At 70.5% G+C, this 18333-nt stretch carries 15 protein-coding genes; 8 read left to right on the top strand and 7 right to left on the bottom strand.

What is annotated here, in order from left to right; all coding sequences use genetic code 11:
• Positions 1-20: 20 nt before the first annotated feature.
• Positions 21-1175 (bottom strand): magnesium and cobalt transport protein CorA, encoded by a 1155-nt coding sequence (locus tag OG385_RS03185; RefSeq protein WP_266851627.1) that lies wholly within the window; start codon positions 1173-1175, stop codon positions 21-23.
• A 264-nt stretch (positions 1176-1439) separates the two neighbouring features.
• Between OG385_RS03185 and OG385_RS03180 the strand changes: the two genes are divergently transcribed.
• From OG385_RS03180 to dmpI, 3 genes are all read left to right on the top strand, one after another.
• Complete coding sequence (locus OG385_RS03180; RefSeq protein WP_266851625.1) at positions 1440-2543, top strand: winged helix DNA-binding domain-containing protein; 1104 nt, start codon at positions 1440-1442, stop codon at positions 2541-2543.
• A gap of 87 nt (positions 2544-2630) precedes the next feature.
• The gene (locus OG385_RS03175; RefSeq protein ID WP_266851624.1) at positions 2631-3521 is read left to right on the top strand and encodes a LysR family transcriptional regulator; all 891 of its coding nucleotides are present in this window, start codon (positions 2631-2633) and stop codon (positions 3519-3521) included.
• Positions 3522-3636: 115 nt separating this feature from the next.
• A complete protein-coding gene (gene dmpI / locus OG385_RS03170; RefSeq protein WP_266851622.1) occupies positions 3637-3819 on the top strand; it encodes a 4-oxalocrotonate tautomerase DmpI in 183 nt (60 codons plus the stop codon).
• A 24-nt stretch (positions 3820-3843) separates the two neighbouring features.
• Here the strand turns inward: dmpI and OG385_RS03165 are convergent, their stop codons facing one another.
• Entirely contained in the window at positions 3844-4698 is an 855-nt protein-coding gene (locus OG385_RS03165) for a GNAT family N-acetyltransferase (protein ID WP_266851620.1), read from the bottom strand.
• 126 nt (positions 4699-4824) lie between these two features.
• Positions 4825-5649, bottom strand: coding sequence for a helix-turn-helix transcriptional regulator (locus tag OG385_RS03160; RefSeq protein ID WP_266851619.1), 825 nt, complete (start codon positions 5647-5649; stop codon positions 4825-4827).
• 138 nt (positions 5650-5787) lie between these two features.
• Between OG385_RS03160 and OG385_RS03155 the strand changes: the two genes are divergently transcribed.
• Together OG385_RS03155 and OG385_RS03150 are read left to right on the top strand one after the other, a co-directional pair.
• On the top strand, positions 5788-7467 hold the full coding sequence (locus OG385_RS03155; protein WP_266851617.1) for an AMP-binding protein: 1680 nt from the start codon (positions 5788-5790) through the stop codon (positions 7465-7467).
• The gene (locus tag OG385_RS03150) at positions 7464-9062 is read left to right on the top strand and encodes an AMP-binding protein (RefSeq protein ID WP_266851616.1); all 1599 of its coding nucleotides are present in this window, start codon (positions 7464-7466) and stop codon (positions 9060-9062) included. Before OG385_RS03155 ends, OG385_RS03150 begins: the two co-directional genes overlap by 4 nt.
• Positions 9063-9089: 27 nt before the next feature.
• On the opposite strand, the gene OG385_RS03145 is transcribed toward OG385_RS03150, so the two are convergent.
• Complete coding sequence (locus tag OG385_RS03145) at positions 9090-9959, bottom strand: hypothetical protein (protein WP_266851614.1); 870 nt, start codon at positions 9957-9959, stop codon at positions 9090-9092.
• Positions 9960-10162: 203 nt separating this feature from the next.
• Between OG385_RS03145 and gcl the strand changes: the two genes are divergently transcribed.
• Positions 10163-11953: a glyoxylate carboligase gene (gene gcl / locus OG385_RS03140; RefSeq protein ID WP_266851612.1), complete on the top strand. Its 1791-nt coding sequence runs from the start codon at positions 10163-10165 to the stop codon at positions 11951-11953.
• A 95-nt stretch (positions 11954-12048) separates the two neighbouring features.
• Here gcl and OG385_RS03135 read toward each other — a convergent pair whose 3' ends face one another.
• A complete protein-coding gene (locus tag OG385_RS03135) occupies positions 12049-13071 on the bottom strand; it encodes an ABC transporter permease (RefSeq protein ID WP_266851610.1) in 1023 nt (340 codons plus the stop codon).
• A complete protein-coding gene (locus OG385_RS03130) occupies positions 13068-14054 on the bottom strand; it encodes an ABC transporter ATP-binding protein (protein ID WP_266851609.1) in 987 nt (328 codons plus the stop codon). Before OG385_RS03130 ends, OG385_RS03135 begins: the two co-directional genes overlap by 4 nt.
• 343 nt (positions 14055-14397) lie before the next feature.
• Between OG385_RS03130 and OG385_RS03125 the strand changes: the two genes are divergently transcribed.
• Together OG385_RS03125 and OG385_RS03120 are read left to right on the top strand one after the other, a co-directional pair.
• Positions 14398-15603 (top strand): sensor histidine kinase, encoded by a 1206-nt coding sequence (locus OG385_RS03125; RefSeq protein ID WP_266860588.1) that lies wholly within the window; start codon positions 14398-14400, stop codon positions 15601-15603.
• A complete protein-coding gene (locus OG385_RS03120; RefSeq protein ID WP_266851607.1) occupies positions 15600-16256 on the top strand; it encodes a response regulator transcription factor in 657 nt (218 codons plus the stop codon). Before OG385_RS03125 ends, OG385_RS03120 begins: the two co-directional genes overlap by 4 nt.
• A gap of 435 nt (positions 16257-16691) precedes the next feature.
• Here the strand turns inward: OG385_RS03120 and OG385_RS03115 are convergent, their stop codons facing one another.
• On the bottom strand, positions 16692-18149 hold the full coding sequence (locus OG385_RS03115) for a catalase (RefSeq protein WP_266851606.1): 1458 nt from the start codon (positions 18147-18149) through the stop codon (positions 16692-16694).
• Between the last annotated feature and the right edge of the window lie 184 nt (positions 18150-18333).

The raw sequence follows: 18333 nt of genomic DNA, 5'->3' as shown, positions 1-18333 counted from the left end.
GCAAGAGTCCGGTCCGACGCCTACAGCCAGTCCCGCTTCTTGAAGATGAAGTACAGGCTTACGCACACCACCGCCATCAGGCCGATCGCGAAGGGATATCCGAACGACCAGTGCAGCTCCGGCATGTTGTCGAAGTTCATGCCGTAGATCGTCCCCACCAGGGTGGGCGCGAAGAGAATGGCCGCCCACGAGGAGATCTTCTTGATCTCCTCGTTCTGCTCGAAACCCGCTTCCGCGAGTGCGCGCATCTCCGCGTTCTGCTGCTGGGTCACCAGCGTGGCATTCACGGTGAGGATCTCGGTCAGCGCCTGGCGGAATCCGTCCACCCGCTCGCTCGTATGCGTCACATGGTCGGCCACGTCGCGCAGGTAGCGCTGCAGTTCCTCATGCGTCCCGTACTTGGCGAATCCCGCCATGAGGCCGTTCAGCATTCCCACGAGGGGCCGGGTGGCGCGCTGGAACTCGACCATTTCGCGGGAGAGTTCGTAGATACGGCGGGACACCGCCGGGTCGCCGCTGAAGACCTCGGTCTCGATCTCGTCGATGTCGATCTGCACGCCGGTCACGACCGGGGCGTAGCCGTCGACGACCGCGTCCAGGATCGCGTACAGCGCGGCCTCGGGGCCCAGCGCCAGCAGATCCGGGGTCTCCTCCATACGGGTGCGTACGGCGGACAGGTCGGGCGCCGCGCCGTGCCTGACCGTGATCAGGAAGTCCCTGCCGATGAAAACATGCAGCTCACCGAAGTCGACCTCCTCGGGGGCGTCGAGATAGCGCGCCGCACGCAGGACGACGAAGAGCGTGTCGCCGTACCGCTCCAGCTTCGGCCGCTGATGGGCCTCCAGTGCGTCCTCCACCGCGAGCGGATGCAGGTCGAACTCCGCTGCCAGCGAGAGGATTTCCTCCTCCGTCGGGCGGTGCAGACCGATCCAGGCCATACCGTCCGGGTACTCGCGCAGCTGCCGGAAGGTCTCCGCGAGCGAGGCGGGGGTGGAGACGCGGCGGCCGTCGCGGTACAGCGCCGCCTGCACCACGCTGGTGTTGTCCAGCTGTACGGGCTCGGGCGCGGCCGAGGCGGGCGGGGTCCTGTCGGGCGGCTGCTCCGTGCGGTCGGGCGGGGAGGGCCTGCGCCAGAAGTGCTTACGGGCGTTCCGGTTCCTCGGGGACAGCGGCATATGGGCTCTCACCTCCCGTTCCGGCTGGGCCGGGCCCGGCTCCGACCGGCGTGGCCCGGCTTCGGTGCAGGATATACGGGCCGCATGACGCAGGCATGACGGAGCGGCCACCCGACCACGGACAGGAGATGCCGGCAAGCCGCGCTCGTGAGCGGTACGCGTAAGCCGCGCCGGTGAGCGGTGCCAGCCGGCCGGGTCCGAAGCAGTGCCCCCGCAAGCCCATGACAGCCGGGAGGGACCGCACGTCCCGGTAGCGTGCCCCGCATGGCCCCGATCAGCACCCGCGCACTCAACCGCGCCACCCTGGAACGCCAGCTTCTGCTGCGCCGCGCCGAACTGCCCGCCGGGGAGGCCGTCGCACGGCTGCTGGGGCTCCAGGCGCAGAACACCAGGCCGCCGTACTTCCAGCTCTGGTCCCGGCTCGCGGATTTCGACCCGTACGAGCTGTCGGAGCTGCTGGAGAGCCGTGCGGCCGTACGGATGGTGACCATGCGCTCCACCATCCATCTGCACACCGCCGACGACGCCCTCACCCTGCGGCCGCTCGTCCAGGCCGCACGGGAGCGAGAGCTGAAGGCCTTCCGTGCCGGGCTGACCGGGGTCGACCTCGACCGGCTGGCGGAGCTGGCCCGCGACCTGGTGGAGGAACGTCCCCGCACGATGAAGGAGCTCAGGGAGCACCTGCTCACGGAGTGGCCGGACGCCGACCCGCTCGCTCTCTCCGTCGCCGCCCGCTGCCGCCTCCCGCTCGTGCAGGTCACCCCGCGCGGCCTGTGGGGCCGCAGTGGGCAGGTCGCGCTCACCACCGTCGGGCAGTGGCTCGGCCGTGCGTCGGCGCCCGTCCCGGCACCCGACGAGACGGTGCTGCGCTATCTGCGGTCCTTCGGGCCCGCCTCGGTCAAGGACATGCAGATGTGGGCGGGACTGACCCGGCTGGCCGGGGTGTTCGAGCGGCTGCGGCCGCAGCTGATCACCTTCCGGGGCCCCGGTGGCGCCGAACTCTTCGACCTGCCCGACGCGCCCCGGCCGGACGAGGATACTCCCGCACCACCTCGCTTCCTGCCGGAGTTCGACAATCTGCTGCTCGCCCACGCGGACCGTACGCGCGTCATCCCCGCCGAGTACCGGGGCCGCAACGGCATGGGCAACCAGGCCTTCGGCAGCTTCCTGCTCGACGGGTTCCTCGCCGGTATCTGGCGGCTGAAGGAGCACCGGACCACGGCCACGCTCCGTATCGAACCGTTCGCCCGGCTCACCCGCGCCGACCGGGTGGCCCTGGCGGACGAGGGCGAGCGGATGCTCACCGGCATGACGGAGGCCGAGGTCCACGACATCGGGTTCGGCACTCTCGGCACTCTCGACGCATGAGCCGGGCGAGCCTCCTGCCCCGCCTGCCCCCGTGAGCTGCGTGAACCGCATGTGCTGGCTCCGCAGCGGCCGGTTACTGTCCTGGGCATGGAGTTGCGCCAGCTCAGCTACTTTGTGACCGTCGCCGAGGAACTGCACTTCGGCCGTGCCGCGGACCGCCTGCACATCGTCCAGTCGGCCGTGAGCCAGCAAGTGCAGCGCCTGGAGCGGGAGTTGGGGCAGGAGCTGTTCGACCGTTCACCCCGGCACGTACGGCTCACCGAAGCGGGGGAGCGGCTGCTGCCCGAAGCGCGGGCCGTGCTGGCGGCGGTGGACCGGGCCAGGGCGGCAGTCGCACCGCGTACCACCCTGCGGCTGGGGACCAGCACCGGACTCGGCGAACATCTGGACCGGGTCCTGACCGCTTTGGCCGGGATCGCGCCGGACCTGGCGGTCGAGCTGGTCTCCGCGCCGACCCGGACCCGGCTGGAACAGGTCGCGGACGGGCGGCTGGACGCGGCGTTCGTACGGGCCGCGGAGCCGGTGCGCGGGGTGCGGCTCATCCCGCTCTGGGAGGACCCGCTGGTCGCGGCCGTTCCAGCCGGGCACCCGCTCGCGGACCGGCCCGACGTCGCCCTGGAGGACCTGGCCGGACTCCGGCTCAGGATCGTGGCCCGGCGTAGCAATCCGCCCCTCGTCGACCTCGTGATGTCCGCCTGCGACGCCGCAGGGTTCGAGCCGCTGTCCGGACCGGTCGGCGGCTCGCTCCAGGACATCCTCGCCACCATCGGTGCCTCCCCGGCACCGCAGTGGACCGTCGTGTACGCCGCACACGCCCGCCAACTGCACAGTCCGCGCGTGACGTTCCTCCCGTTCCGGCCCGCACCGCTCGCGCTGCCCACGGCGCTCGCCGTGCGGCGGTCGGCCCCGCCCGCCGGTATCGATCTGCTCCTCGAAGCCTGCGCCGCGCCGCCGGACTGCAGCGATCACGGATCCTGATCGCTGTGGTCGCGATCTGGCTCTTGGCCGCCCGTCGCGGTTCGGATGGACTGGGGTCATGCCGGTGAGCGGCCCGGAACAGCCGGGAAGCCGCCGTGGGACAGGGAGTTCAGCCATGCCGATCGTCACTATCCAGCAGGGCCCGCGCGACATCGAGCTCAAGCGCGAGCTGGTCAAGCGCGTCACGGACGCCTTCGTCGACTCGCTCCGTATCCCCGCCGAGGCCGTACAGGTCTGGATCCAGGAGGTCCCCACCGACAGCTGGGCCATCGGCGGCAAGCTCACTGCCGACAAGTAGCCCGGCTGATCCGAACGAAAGGCCCTACCCCAGTTCGAGCGTGGTGACGCCGTAGACGCACTGGTCGGCGACCGGACGGATCGGACCCGTGTACATGCGGGCCGTCTCGAAGGAGGGCGTGAGGCCCAGCGACCTGACCAGTGCGACGGCGGACGCATTGGACTCCGGGACGTCCACGGCGACCTGCGCCGTACCGGCCTCGTCCGCCAGCGCCCCGAACAGTGCCTCGGCGTCCGCGGGCGAATCGGCGAACAGCGGTCCGATACGGAGGACTTCACCGACCGTCGGGCGGATCACCGCGTACCCGGTCAGGTGCCCGTCGTCGACGCGTACGAACGCACGGTGCCCGTCCGTGGTCAGCCAGTGCTTCAGGAAGCGCGGGCGATCGGCCGGGTAGCAGGCGCTGTCGTACGCCGCGACGGCCTCGTGGTCCTGGGCCCGGACCGGCCGTACGCCCGTCGATCCGCGGGGCGGCAGGACGCCGGTGTGGCGGAAGGTGCTGTGAGCGGGTGAGAACCCCGACTTGCGGTAGTTGTGCTGCTGGGCCACGACCCCGTCCAGGCCGATGGTCCGGCTTCCCGCGTGGCCCTGCGCGGCCTGCCAGGTGGCCAGGCCGTGGCCGCGGCCCCGCAGGTCCGGGCGGACCAGATAGCAGCCGAGAAACGCGTAGTGCGCACCGTAGTTGACGACCGAGACCGCGGAGACGGGCTCCCCGTCGAGGCGTCCGAGGAAGAACCCGTCGGGGTCCTGGGCGAAGAAGCTCCGCGCGTCGCTGATCCCCGGGTTCCAGCCCTCGTCGTGCGCCCACCCGCTGATGACGGGCCAGTCCTCCTCGGCCGCCGGCCCGACGACGAGCTGCCCGGCGGATGAGTACGTCATGCCTGCTCCGTAAGTCGTGAGTTCTGGGTTGAATGGCTGGGTTGCATGGCTGAGTTGCACGGCTGACTTGTATGTCTGAGCTGCCTGAACTCGCGTGGGGCTTTTCTCATGGCTTCGGCCGGGATGTTACGGCAGCAGACCCGCCCGCCGGGCCGCCACGACCGCTTCGAGCCGGGTGTGCGCCCCCAGCTTGCGCATCGCGGACCGCAGATAGCCCTTCACGGTCTCCGGCTTCAGCCCCAGCCGCGCACCGGCCGCCGCGTTCGTCGCGCCGGTCGCCACCCAGGCCAGCACGTCCACCTCGCGTGGCGCCAGCGCGACCGGGCGTTCAAGCCCGGCTCCGCCGCCACCGGCCAGCCGGGCGCAGACGGCGAGAAGTTCATCGCGCAGCTCCCGGTCCGCGATGCGTGTCGCCAGCGCGCGCAGTTCACTGTGCGCCTCGCGCACCTGCTCCCACGCGCCGGGCTCGGCCACCGGCTCGCGCGCCGCCGCCAGCCGTTGCTGCACCTCGTCCCGCACCGCCAGCGACTGCTCCACGTCGCGGGCCGCCTCGACCGCGGCGTTGTACGTCCGGTCGCCGAACGACAGCCGCTCGCGTACCGCCCCGTACAGCACACCGCGGACCTGCCGCCTCACCACCACCGGCACGGCGAGCACCGCGTGCAGCCCTTCAGCGCCCACCGCCGTGTCGTACTCATGGCTGATGTGGACCGAGGAGCGGTAGTCGGTCACCGCGCACGGCCGCGACAGCGCTATCGACTTGCCGCCGAGACCGTTGCCGGCCGACACCGTGAGGCCGCGCAGCGCCGGTGTCGCCGTACCGCTGAGCTCGGCGATGCGCAGCTGCCCGCTCCCCGTCAGCAGACCGCCGAACGCGACCGGCAGCCCGGTGGTGCGGCGCATCCGCAGCAGCGCCGCCCGCATGTCCACTGCCTCGACCGGCTCCGGCACGCGGCCGCTCCTCTCCGCCGGGGGCGGGGCCTCCGGCGCTCCTCGGGCGGACCCACGCTTTGCCCCCGTTCGGGGGTGGTGGGACCCGGACCACTGATTACACGATGCTGGGCAGCAGTCCCGCAATGAGGAGGACACATGGTGTCGAACAACGCGACGGAGGAGTTCCGGGCCGCACGGGACTTCCTGCTCCGCCACCGTACGGAGTACCGCACGGCCTACGAGGGCTTCAGCTGGCCACGCCCCGAGCATTTCAACTGGGCGCTCGACTGGTTCGACACCATCGCCAGGGACAACGCGAGGACCGCGCTGCACATCGTCGAGGAGGACGGCACCGAGACCAAGGTCTCGTTCGCGGAGATGGCCGTGCGGTCCGACCGGGCCGCCAACTGGCTCCGGGCGCAGGGCGTCCGGGCCGGCGACCGCATCCTGGTCGTGCTCGGCAACCAGCAGGAGCTGTGGGAGACGGCGCTCGCCGCGATGAAGCTCCGCGCCGTCGTGATCCCGGCAACTCCGCTGCTCGGAGCGGCAGATCTGCGCGACCGCGTCGACCGCGGCGGCGCCCGCCATGCGCTCGTACGGACCGAGGACACCCCCAAGTTCGCCGAGGTGGCAGGCGATTACACCCGGATCGCGGTCGGCGCGGGCACCCCGGACGGCTGGCTGTCGTACGGGGACGCCGCCGCCGCGCCGGCCGGCTTCGAGCCCGACGGGGCCACCGGTGCGGACGATCCGCTGATGCTGTACTTCACCTCGGGCACGACCGCCCGGCCCAAGCTGGTGGAGCACACCCACACCTCGTACCCGGTCGGCCATCTGGCGACGATGTACTGGATCGGTCTGCGCCCCGGCGACATCCACCTCAACATCTCCTCACCTGGATGGGCCAAGCACGCCTGGTCGAATCTGTTCGCGCCCTGGAACGCCGAGGCGACGGTCTTCATCCACAACTACACGCGCTTCGACCCGGCGCGGCTGATGGCCGAGATGGACCGGGTGGGGGTGACGTCCTTCTGCGCGCCGCCGACCGTCTGGCGGATGCTGATCCAGGCCGACCTGACCCGGCTGCGCACACCGCCGCGCGAGGTCGCGGCGGCGGGCGAGCCGCTGAACCCCGAGGTCATCGAGACCGTACGGCGCGCCTGGGGTGCGACGATCCGGGACGGCTTCGGGCAGACGGAGACGGCCGTCCAGGTGGCGAACAGCCCCGGCCAGCTCCTCAAGGCGGGCTCCATGGGCCGCCCGACGCCCGGATTCAAGGTCGAGCTGCTCGACCCGGTCACCGGGGAGCCGGGGGTGAGCGAGGGCGAGATCTGCCTGGACCTCTCCGCCAGGCCCGTCGGTCTGATGACCGGATACCACGGCGATCCGGAGCGCACGGCCGAGGCGATGGCCGGTGGCTACTACCGCACCGGCGACATCGGCTCACGGGACGCGGACGGCTACATCACCTACACCGGCCGTTCCGACGACGTCTTCAAGTCGTCCGACTACAAGATCTCGCCGTTCGAGCTGGAGAGCGCGCTCCTGGAGCACGAAGCGGTGGCGGAGGCCGCGGTCGTGCCGGCCCCCGACCCGCTGCGGCTCACCGTCCCGAAGGCGTACGTGGCCCTGGCGGAGGGCTGGGAACCCGGCCCCGACACGGCGAAGGTGCTCTTCGCGCACTCGCGCGCGGTGCTCGCCCCGTACAAGCGGATCCGGCGGATCGAGTTCGCCGAGCTGCCCAAGACGGTCTCCGGGAAGATCCGCAGGATCGAACTGCGCCGGGCGACCGCGGAGGGCTCCACCGCCGAGTACGACGAGGGGGACCTGCGATGACCCTCTCCTACACGCACGGCACCGGTACGACGCCGCTCCTGGGCGACACGATCGGCGCGAATCTGGACCGCGCCGTCGCGGCGTTCCCCGACCGTGAGGCGCTCGTCGATGTGCCGTCCGGGCGCCGGTGGACATACGCCGGGTTCGGCGCCGCGGTGGACGAGCTGGCCCGGGGGTTCACCGGCAGCGGGGTCGGCAAGGGCGACCGGGTGGGGATCTGGGCGGTCAACTGCCCGGAGTGGGTGCTCGTCCAGTACGCCACCGCGCGGATCGGCGCGATCATGGTCAACATCAACCCGGCGTACCGGGCGCACGAGCTGGAGTTCGTGCTGCGCCAGGCCGGGATCTCGGTGCTGATCGCCTCGACCGGGCACAAGGGCACCGACTACCGGGCCCTGGTCGGCGAGGTGCGCGGCAACTGCCCGGCGCTGCGGTCCGTCCACTACATCGGCGACCCGTCCTGGGACGAACTGACCGCCGCCGCCCGGCCGTTCGAGCTCGACGCGGCGCTGTCCTGCGACGACCCGATCAACATCCAGTACACCTCGGGCACCACCGGATTCCCCAAGGGCGCCACCCTCTCCCACCACAACATCCTCAACAACGGCTTCTTCGTCGGGGAGCTGGTGGGCTACACGGAGCAGGACCGGATCTGTCTGCCGGTGCCCTTCTACCACTGCTTCGGCATGGTCATGGGCAATCTGGGGGCCACGTCGCACGGCGCGTGCATCGTCATCCCGGCGCCCTCCTTCGACCCCGGGGCGACCCTGCGCGCTGTCGAGCAGGAGCGCTGCACCTCGCTCTACGGGGTGCCCACGATGTTCATCGCTGAGCTGAACCACCCGGACTTCGCGGCGTACGACCTGAGCTCGCTCCGTACCGGGATCATGGCGGGCTCGCCGTGCCCGGCCGAGGTGATGAAGCGGGTCGTGGCCGAGATGCATATGGCCGAGGTGTCGATCTGCTACGGGATGACGGAGACCTCGCCGGTGTCCACCCAGACCCGCCGCGACGACGATCTGGAGCGCCGGACCGGGACGGCCGGGCGGGTGCTGCCGCATCTGGAGGTGAAGGTCGTCGACCCGGCGACCGGGGTCACGGTGGAGCGCGGTGAGCCGGGCGAGCTGTGCACCCGCGGTTACAGCGTGATGCTCGGCTACTGGGAGGAGCCGCAGCGGACCACCGAGGTGATCGACGCGGGCCGCTGGATGCACACCGGGGATCTGGCCGTCATCCGCGAGGACGGCTACGTCCAGATCGTCGGCCGGATCAAGGACATGATCATCCGGGGCGGTGAGAACGTCTATCCGCGTGAGATCGAGGAGTTCCTCTACGGCCACCCCAAGATCGCCGACGTCCAGGTGGTCGGTGTACCGGACGAGCGGTACGGCGAAGAGGTGCTGGCCTGCGTCATCCCACGGGATCCGGCCGACCCGCCGACGCTGGACGGGATCCGGGAGTTCTGCCGCGACCGGCTGGCCCACTACAAGATCCCGCACGGGCTGCGGATCCTGGAGACCTTCCCGATGACGGTCAGCGGCAAGGTCAGGAAGGTGGAGCTGCGCGACCGGTACGGCCCGGGCGCCGCCGGGTAGCAGGCCGGGCCGGTGCGGGGTATCCGGTCACGCCGGCGCCGCGCCCGTACTGACCAGTTCGTCGGCCGGCCCGTTGACCGGCTGCGGGGCGCCGGTGAGATCCAGCGCGAAGAGCGGGACGGCCAGTTCGTCGGCCCGGTCGCGCGCGTCCTGGGCGTACCCGGAGAGTGAGAAGAAGACGCACGCCGCCGCGGAACTCATCCCGTGCAGCCACAGGCACTCTATGTCGCGCAGGGCGGCGGGCCGGGTGGTGGCCTCCACCGTGGCGATCAGTCCGGGGCCGTGCAGATCGATCCCGGAGGCGGGCCGCCGCTCCGGCTGCACGATGTCCTGGAAGCCCAGCCACTTCAGATAGCGCGCCGCCGTCGACACCACGTCGCCGGCGGTGCGGATCGCCATGGGCCGGAAGGCGGGCCGGGGCGCGGCGGCTGTGCGCGGCAGCGGGATATGCGCCGGGGGCCGGGCTGGGCCGGCGGCGTCCGGGGCGGTACGGCCGGTCAGGCCCTGAGCGGTCGCATCCGGAGCGTCCGTGCCCGGTACCGCCGTGTCCGATGCAGCCGTGTCCGATGCAGCCGTGTCCGGGGGCGCCGTCACCGGGCGCACCGCGAGGCGCAGCACCGTGCCGCAGGAGCAGCCGAGCTCCGGTCGCGGCCACTCGTCCTGCCGGCCGCACGACGTGCAGCGGACCGCGACCCACTCGTCCGACCAGCTGCGGCGGGTGAGGGGCTCCGGCGGGGCGTCCGTCAGCAGCGGCGGAGCGAGCGGAGCGCCGCAGGCGCACGGCAGGACCGTCGCCAGATAGGCGTGTTCCTTGTGGCAGACGGGGCAGCGCACGACAGCGCTCGTCGCCCATCCGTCCGCGCTTCTTCCCGCACCCTTTCCCGCTCCCTCTCCCATGGGCCCATCGTCCATCAAGCGGCGCGGCCCGGGGGCGTACTTCGGACAGGTGACGCACGCCGGCAGCCCCTCCCTTGACGGCAGGCGCAGCCAGCTCTTACATTGCTTCCGTATAGCAGAAATGAACTTCCGTAATACGGAATTGGGCGATCTCAGGTTGGCGCGACAGGAGGCCCACTCCGACTGGCGAGCAGGAGTATTCAATGCCTCGTATGACCGCTGCCCGAGCGGCAGTCGAGATTCTCAAGCGCGAGGGCGTCAGCAACGCGTTCGGCGTGCCGGGCGCGGCGATCAACCCGTTCTACGCGGCTCTCAAGGCCGCCGGCGGCGTGCACCACACGCTCGCCCGCCACGTCGAGGGCGCCTCGCACATGGCCGAGGGCTACACCCGGGCCAACCCCGGCAACATCGGTGTCTGCATCGGTACGTCGGGCCCCGCGGGCACCGACATGATCACCGGTCTCTACTCGGCGATCGCCGACTCGATCCCGATCCTCTGCATCACGGGCCAGGCGCCGGTCGCCTACCTCCACAAGGAGGACTTCCAGGCCGTCGACATCGCCTCGATCGCCAAGCCGGTCACCAAGGCGGCGACCACCGTCCTGGAGGCCGCTCAGGTTCCCGGCGTCTTCCAGCAGGCGTTCCACCTGATGCGCTCCGGCCGTCCCGGACCGGTCCTCATCGACCTGCCGATCGACGTCCAGCAGACCGAGATCGACTTCGACCCGGACACGTACGAGCCGCTGCCGGTCTACAAGCCGGCCGCGACCCGCGCCCAGGCCGAGAAGGCGATCCAGTTCCTGCTGGAGTCCGAGCGCCCCCTGATCATCGCGGGCGGCGGCATCTTCAACGCCGACGCGTCGGACCTGCTGGTCGAGTTCGCCGAGCTGACCAACACCCCTGTCGTCCCCACCCTCATGGGCTGGGGTTCGATCCCGGACGACCACGACCTGAACGCCGGCATGGTCGGTCAGCAGACCGGTACGCGTTACGGCAACGCCACGTTCCTGGAGTCGGACTTCGTCCTCGGCATCGGCAACCGCTGGGCCAACCGTCACACCGGCTACAAGCTGGACGTGTACACCAAGGACCGCAAGTTCGTGCACGTCGACATCGAGCCGACCCAGATCGGCAAGATCTTCGCCCCGGACTACGGCATCGCCTCCGACGCCAAGGCCGCGCTGGAGCTCTTCGTCGAGATCGCCAAGGAGCTCAAGGCCGCGGGCAAGCTGCCCGACCGCTCCGCCTGGGTCGCCTCGCACCTGGAGCGCAAGTCCACGCTGCACCGCCGCACGCACTTCGACAACGTGCCGATGAAGCCGCAGCGGGTCTACGAGGAGATGAACAAGGCCTTCGGCCCGGAGACGCGCTACGTCACCACCATCGGTCTCTCCCAGATCGCGGGCGCGCAGATGCTGCACGTCTACAAGCCGCGCCACTGGATCAACTGCGGCCAGGCGGGCCCGCTGGGCTGGACCATCCCGGCCGCGCTCGGTGTCGCCACCGCCGACCCCGAGACCCCCGTGGTCGCGCTCTCCGGCGACTACGACTTCCAGTTCATGCTGGAGGAGCTGGCGGTCGGCGCGCAGCACAAGATCCCCTATGTCCACGTTCTCGTGAACAACGCCTACCTGGGCCTGATCCGCCAGTCGCAGATCGGCCTGGACATCAACTTCCAGGTCAACCTGGAGTTCGAGAACATCAACGCTCCCGAGCTGGGCGTCTACGGCGTCGACCACGTCAAGGTCGTCGAAGGACTCGGCTGCAAGGCCATCCGCGTCACCGAGCCCGACCAGCTGCTCCCCGCGTTCGAGGAGGCCAAGAAGCTGGCCGCCGAGTACCGCGTCCCGGTCGTCGTCGAGGCGATCCTGGAGCGCATCACCAACATCGCGATGAGCCCGACCGCGGACATCAGTGCGGTCAAGGAGTTCGAGGAGATCGCCACCGAGCCGGGCCACGCCCCGACGGCGATCCGTCCGATGACAGCTTCCTGACCCTTCGCACCCCGAGGGGCGGACCACCGGCAACGGCGGTCCGCCCTTTGCGCGTTCCGGCACCCCGCCGCACAGGAGTGGCCGGAAGCTACGGGTCACAGGAGCCGCTTGCGGCCCCAGAGGATGACGAAGGCGACGACGGCGGCGCTGAGGGCGAGCATGATGCCGGCTCCGAGCCACTGCATCGTGTGCATCTGGGAGACGGGGAGGTAGTCCAGGGACCAGCCGACGACGTGCTTGGACTCCAGGCAGGCGGTGTGCGCCCGGTCGTTGTCCATCTTGTCGAGACAGGTGGTCCAGTCCAGGCGGCCTCCGGAATCGGTGAGGAAGTAGGTGCCCTGGCCCTGCTGTTCCGCCTGGGCGGGCAGCTCCGGCGGTACCGCGCCGTGTCCGACGCCCTTGTCGGTGCTGATCGACATGGTGTGTCCCAGCTTCCGCCAGACCTCGCTCCAGACGAACCCGATCGCCCCGACGATGCCGAGCGTGACCACCATCGACACGAGCGTGCGGCGCAGGAGCATGCCGACCGCCGCGCCCACGGTGAACGTGAGCAGGGCGTAGGCCACCGGCGTGACCCCCGTGACACTGAAGAAGGCGGTCCAAATGAGGCCGCTGGAAAGTCCCTTGACCGGGTCCCACCACCAGGTGAGGACCGCGGTGAGCACGCCGGTCGACAGAGCGAGCATCGCGGCGGGAAGGGCGAGTTTCGTGATCAGCCACCTCAGTCGGCTGACGGACTGCGAGGTCACCAGCTTGGCGGTGCCGGACTCCAGGTCGCCCGCGAAGAGCGGGGCCCCGAGGAGCACGCCGGCCAGGACCGGGATATAGCCGAGGTAGCTCCCGATGCTGAACAGAGGGTTGACGTAGGTCTCGAACTCGGGCGGCAGGCCGCCGGACCTCCGTGAGGCCGGGTCCTGGGCGGCCAGGAAGTCCATCATCTGCCCGCGCAGCCAGAGCATGACGAGCGTGCCGATGAGGGTGACGGCGATGAGCGTCCAGAACGCGGCGCGGTGCTGGCGCCAGACGAGCCAGACCGGACCGCCGAGCCGGGGGATCCAGTTGTTGCGTGTGGGTCCGGCGGGCGCCGTACGGGCCGGGTCACGAGTGAGCGTGCTCATGCGGTCACAGCCTTCTTCGGGTCGCGGGTGATGATGTCGTGGATGTCGCCGACCCGGGCGCTGGGGGCGATCAGCGGGGGCGCGTCGGGTGAACGCAGATAGGCGAGCAGAAGCTCCTCCAGGGTCGGAGGCTCGGCCTGCCTGCCGTACTCGATCGGTCCGCCGAGCCGCACCAGGACGCCCGGCCGACCGTCGCCGCTGCGGGACTCGATGACCCGGTGCGGTGCGACCGCGGGGCGCGAGCCGTCCGGCGGGACGGCGAACAGGGCGTGTGCGGCGCGCAGTTCGTCCACTTCGCCCGCGAGACGCAGACCGCCGTTCGCGATGACGAGAAGGTAGTCGCAGATGTACTCCAGCTCGGCGAGCATGTGTGAGGACACCAGTACCGTCGTGCCGTGTCCGGCGGCCTCCGCCGTCAGTGTGGCCATGAGTTCGCGGCGGACCAGCGGGTCCAGATCCGACATCGGCTCGTCGAGGATGAGCAGATCCGGGCGCTTGCCGAAAGCCAGCGCGAAGGCGACGCGGGTGCGCTGGCCGCCGGACAGTGTTCCGATCCTCGCTTCCAGCGGCACCTGGCCCGCGCGGACGATGCCCTCGGCGACCTCCTGGTCCCAGCGGGGGTTCAGTTCGTGGCCGAGGCGCAGGGTCTCGGCCACGGTGAAGCGCTTGAACAGCGGCTTCTCCTGGGTGAGGAACGCGGTCCGCAGGACCGCATCCGTCGACCCGGGCGCCGCGCCGAACACCCGCAGGCCGCCGGTCGTCGGCCGGATCATGTGGGTGGCCAGGCCCATCAGGGTGCTCTTGCCCGCGCCGTTGGGGCCGACGAGGCCGCATACCCGTCCGGTCGGCAGCCGGAAGGAAACGTCCCGCAGGGCCCAGCCGCGCCGGTACTTCTTGCCGAGCCCCTGAGCCTCGATCGCCGACCCGCCAACAGGGCGATCGAACCCCGTTCCGTCGCCGTGGTGTGTCTCTGCGTGGTCCATGTGTGGCTCCTGTACGTGGGGGAGGGGCGGCCGTGTGCGGGTGGGGGAGGGCCGGCTGTTGTGCGGGCGGGTCGGCCACTGCGGGAAATCGCCTGCGCGGGCGGTCTGCGCGGCTGTCACCGGGGCGGGCGGCGCGACGGACGCGCGCTCCGGGGTCCCCGGGGTTTCCCCACCGGGACGACGTCTGCCGTGGTCATGGCATGCTCCTTGTGCGATGAATGGCGAACGCCGCCCGGTGGACACGACTCTGCTCCGCCGCGTCTCGCAGCGGATCGGGCGAAAGACAGATCATGTGCGGCCGGCTCCGACTTTCGGCCGGTACACGAGGGAGACGGTGAGGGAGATGCTGGAGGCGGCGAACGGAGCGGTCGCGCCCACAGCCGCACGGGGGAAGGGGCGGTCGTGGCTACTGCCTGTCACGGCGTGGCTGCTGCTGGTCGGGGGCCTGGCCGGTCTCGTCCTGCTCGACTGGGTGGCCGGTTTCTACTGGGTCGTGGAACACGGCCCCGCCAAGCTGGTCGGCGCTCTGCTGGGCGTCGGTCTCGTCGTGGCCTCGCCCCGGCTCGGCAGCCGGGCGCTGCCGGTGGCCGCCTGCGTACTCGCGGTCGAGTCGCTGTGCCTCTCGGTATGGCTGCACGTGGAGATGGACGTGGGGTCGCAGGCGATGGGATTCGCCGAACCGGCAGCGCTGGTGTGGCTCCTGCTGCTCGTCGCCCGAAGGGGGAAGCCCTCGTGGGCGACGCTCGCCGTCCTTCTGCTGGGCATGGCGGTCGTGCTGCGGCCGGTGTCGGTCGCGGCGAGGCAGTCCACCTTCATCTTGGCGCTGCTCTTCGCCCTGGCAGCGGTCACGGCGTTGGGTATCGGCCTCGGGATGCGCCTGCTCCTGGTGGACCGGCGGCGGCAGGCGGCGGCTCTCCGGCTGGAGCAGCGGACCGAGTTCGCCAGGGATCTGCACGACTTCGTCGCCCACCATGTGACCGGCATCGTCGTACAGGCGCAGGGGGCCCAGGTGATGGCGGGCCGGCGGCCCGAACTGGTGCCGCCCGCGTTGCAGCGGATCGAACAGGCCGGCTCGGAGGCGCTGACCTCCATGCGGCACATGGTGGGGATGCTGCGCGACGCCGACGGAGAAGTGGCGCTGACGCCGCTGGCCGGCATCGGCGAAGTGCGCTCGCTGGTCGAGGAGTTCTCGGCCGTCGGCGGCGCCCGGGCGCGGCTCGATCTGCAAGGTACCTTCGACGACCTGCCGGTGGAGGTGACCACCACCGCACACCGGGTGGTGATGGAGGCTCTCACCAACGTACGCAAACACGCCCACGGTTGCACCGAAGTGCTGGTGCGGGTGGGCCGGTCGGGAGACCGGCTCACCGTACGGGTCAGCGACGACGGACGTCCGCGCCACGTCTCCCACGGCGGCTTCGGGCTGAAGGGCCTGGCCGAGCGGGTCGGCCTGATCGGCGGAAGCGTCCAGGCGGGCCCGGTGACGGCCGGCGGCTGGGGCGTCGAGGCGATGCTCCCGGTGTCCACGGCAGGGGTGGCGGTCTCATGACGATCCGTGTACTGATCGCCGACGACCAGGCCATGGTCCGTGCCGGGTTCGCGATGATCCTCTCCGCCGAGGACGACATCGACGTGGTCGCGGAGGCCACGGACGGGGTACATGCCGTGGAACTCGCCGGGCGCCACCGGCCCGACGTGGTGCTGATGGACATCCGTATGCCCCGCATGGACGGGCTGGAGGCACTGCGCAGACTGACGCGCCCCGGCACGGTGAATCCGCCGAAGGTCGTCGTGGTCACGACGTTCGACGACGACGAGTACGTCCAGCGCGCCCTGAGCGAAGGCGCCTCCGGCTTCCTGATCAAGGACTCCGGCCCCGCCCTGCTGGTCGAGGCCATCAGAGCGGCCGCATCGGGCGAGGCGCTGGTGAGCCCGGCCATCACGGTCCGGCTGCTGCGGCGCCTCAACAGCGCCGTGCCCGCCCCCCGGGAGCCGCACACCGCGCTCTCGGCACGGGAGACGGACTTGGTACGACTGGTGGCCAGAGGGCTGACCAACGCCGAGATCGCCACCGAACTGTCCATCTCGGTGGGCACGGTGAAGACCCATCTCGCCAACGTGCAGATCAAACTGTCCGCCCGCAACCGTGTGGAGATCGCCGCCTGGGCCTGGGAGTCCGGCCTGGTCGACGGGCGGGGGTGAGCCCCCTCCGGCTCCGAGGGCACCTGAGGGCACACGAAAAGGAGTGCGGAACAAGGGATCGTGGACCCTGTTCCGCACTCCGGCTCGTGGTGCTGGTTACCGCCCGACGGTACGAGGCTGGGCGCGACAGGACATTCGTGCCGCCGGGCGGGGCCTTGGGGGTGGTGCTCCGAACCTCTGAACGGTGTGGCTGCGGGGAGGGTTTCAGCTGGTGGGTACAGCAGGGGACCGCGGCGGAGTGCGATCGGCCCTCCGGTCCCTCTCCTTCACATCAGGAGAGCGCCGGGGGAGCCTTGACCACCGCACTGGCATCGTCACTCCGCCGCGGTCCGCAGGCTTGTCCGGACCGCCGGCCACCCCTCATCGGGACGGTGGCCCGGACCGCGTCAGTGACCTGACCTCCCGTCAAGTCACCGGCGCCGTCTATCGGTTGCCTCAGTCCTCGCGCAGGGCGCGGACCGCTTCCTCGACGCGCTTGCCGTACTCGGTGTCGGCGGCGTGGAAGTGCGCGAGGTTCTTCTCGATGACCTCGTCGAGGGTGACCTGGGAGAGGCCGCCCGCGATGTTGGCGATCAGTCGCGACTTCTCGTCGTCGGACATCAGCCGGTACAGCTCGCCCGCCTGGAAGAAGTCGTCGTCCTTCACGTGCTCGGCAGCGGCCTGCGCTCCGGTCCAGCCGGTCACGGCCAGCGGGGCGGCCAGCGGCGCGTCCGTCTGGGCCGGGCCCGCGTGGGAGTTGGGCTCGTAGTTCTTGTCGTCGCGCTTGCCGTAGCGGGTCGCCATGTAGCCGTCACGGCCGTAGTTGTCGGCGGTGGCGTTACGCGGTGCGTTGACCGGCAGCTGCGTGTGGTTGATGCCCACGCGGTAGCGCTGCGCGTCGGCGTACGCGAAGAGACGGCCCTGGAGCATCTTGTCCGGCGAGGGACCGATGCCGGGGACGAAGTTGTTCGGCGAGAACGCCGCCTGCTCGACCTCGGCGAAGACGTTGTCCGGGTTGCGGTCCAGGACCAGACGGCCCACGCGCTGCAGCGGGTAGTCGCTGTGCGGCCACACCTTGGTGACGTCGAACGGGTTGAAGCGGTACTCGGCCGCCTCGGCCGCCGGCATGATCTGCACGTGCAGTGTCCAGGACGGGTTGACGCCCCGCTCGATCGCCTGGAGCAGGTCGGTCTGGTGGCTGTTGCCGTCCTTGCCCACCAGCTCCGAAGCCTGGTCGGCGGAGAGGCTGCGGACACCCTGGTTCGTCTTGAAGTGGTACTTGACGAAGAAGGCCTCGCCCTGGGCGTTCGTCCACTGGTAGGTGTGCGAGCCGTAACCGTTCATGTGACGGTACGAGGCGGGGATGCCGCGGTCACCCATCAGCCAGGTCACCTGGTGGGTGGCCTCGGGGGAGTGCGCCCAGAAGTCCCAGACGTTGTTGGGCTCCTGCTTGCCCGTGAACGGGTCGCGCTTCTGCGAGTGGATGAAGTCCGGGAACTTGATGGGGTCCTTGATGAAGAAGACCGGGGTGTTGTTCCCCACGAGGTCGTAATTGCCCTCGCCGGTGTAGAACTTCAGCGCGAAGCCGCGGGGGTCGCGCACTGCGTCGGAGCCGCCCAGCGAGTCGGCCACGGTGGAGAAGCGGATGAACGTCTCGGTCCGCTTGCCCACGCTGGAGAGGAAGTCGGCGTGGGTGAAGCCGGTGACGTCGTCGGTCACCTCGAAGTAGCCGTACGCACCGGAGCCGCGGGCGTGGACGACGCGCTCCGGAATGCGCTCCCGGTTGAACCGGGCGAGCTTCTCCAGCAGGTGCTGGTCCTGGAGGAGGATGGGGCCACCGACGCCGGCGGTGGCAGAGTTCTGGTTGTCGGCGACCGGGGCGCCTGACTCGGTCGTAAGCACGCGCTTCGACATCGTGGACCTTCCGTACTGGGGCTGCTGGCGGCTTGAGGAGCGTAAATACACTGCGAACGCCGCGTCAACAGTTTGTTGAAATTGAAGTGAGGGGACCGGGCCGCGGCAGCGCCTGGGCGCGACAGGACAGGTGTCAGCGCTGCCGCGGACCGGAGTGCGGAAGGGGCCGGACGGAGCCCCGGAA

The organism is Streptomyces sp. NBC_01306, from assembly GCF_026340465.1.
GTDB lineage: Bacteria > Actinomycetota > Actinomycetes > Streptomycetales > Streptomycetaceae > Streptomyces.
The sequence above is the reverse complement of the archived record's forward strand: the minus strand, read 5'-3'. Positions and strand labels throughout refer to the sequence as shown.

Bases quoted from the DNA above. Each gene is read 5' to 3' on its own strand.
- OG385_RS03185 (WP_266851627.1), bottom strand. From the start codon at position 1,175: ATGCCGCTGTCCCCGAGGAACCGGAACGCCCGTAAGCACTTCTGGCGC.
- OG385_RS03180 (WP_266851625.1), top strand. From the start codon at position 1,440: ATGGCCCCGATCAGCACCCGCGCACTCAACCGCGCCACCCTGGAACGC.
- OG385_RS03175 (WP_266851624.1), top strand. From the start codon at position 2,631: ATGGAGTTGCGCCAGCTCAGCTACTTTGTGACCGTCGCCGAGGAACTG.
- dmpI (WP_266851622.1), top strand. From the start codon at position 3,637: ATGCCGATCGTCACTATCCAGCAGGGCCCGCGCGACATCGAGCTCAAG.
- OG385_RS03165 (WP_266851620.1), bottom strand. From the start codon at position 4,698: ATGACGTACTCATCCGCCGGGCAGCTCGTCGTCGGGCCGGCGGCCGAG.
- OG385_RS03155 (WP_266851617.1), top strand. From the start codon at position 5,788: ATGGTGTCGAACAACGCGACGGAGGAGTTCCGGGCCGCACGGGACTTC.
- OG385_RS03150 (WP_266851616.1), top strand. From the start codon at position 7,464: ATGACCCTCTCCTACACGCACGGCACCGGTACGACGCCGCTCCTGGGC.
- OG385_RS03145 (WP_266851614.1), bottom strand. From the start codon at position 9,959: ATGGGAGAGGGAGCGGGAAAGGGTGCGGGAAGAAGCGCGGACGGATGG.
- gcl (WP_266851612.1), top strand. From the start codon at position 10,163: ATGCCTCGTATGACCGCTGCCCGAGCGGCAGTCGAGATTCTCAAGCGC.
- OG385_RS03135 (WP_266851610.1), bottom strand. From the start codon at position 13,071: ATGAGCACGCTCACTCGTGACCCGGCCCGTACGGCGCCCGCCGGACCC.
- OG385_RS03130 (WP_266851609.1), bottom strand. From the start codon at position 14,054: ATGGACCACGCAGAGACACACCACGGCGACGGAACGGGGTTCGATCGC.
- OG385_RS03125 (WP_266860588.1), top strand. From the start codon at position 14,398: ATGCTGGAGGCGGCGAACGGAGCGGTCGCGCCCACAGCCGCACGGGGG.
- OG385_RS03120 (WP_266851607.1), top strand. From the start codon at position 15,600: ATGACGATCCGTGTACTGATCGCCGACGACCAGGCCATGGTCCGTGCC.
- OG385_RS03115 (WP_266851606.1), bottom strand. From the start codon at position 18,149: ATGTCGAAGCGCGTGCTTACGACCGAGTCAGGCGCCCCGGTCGCCGAC.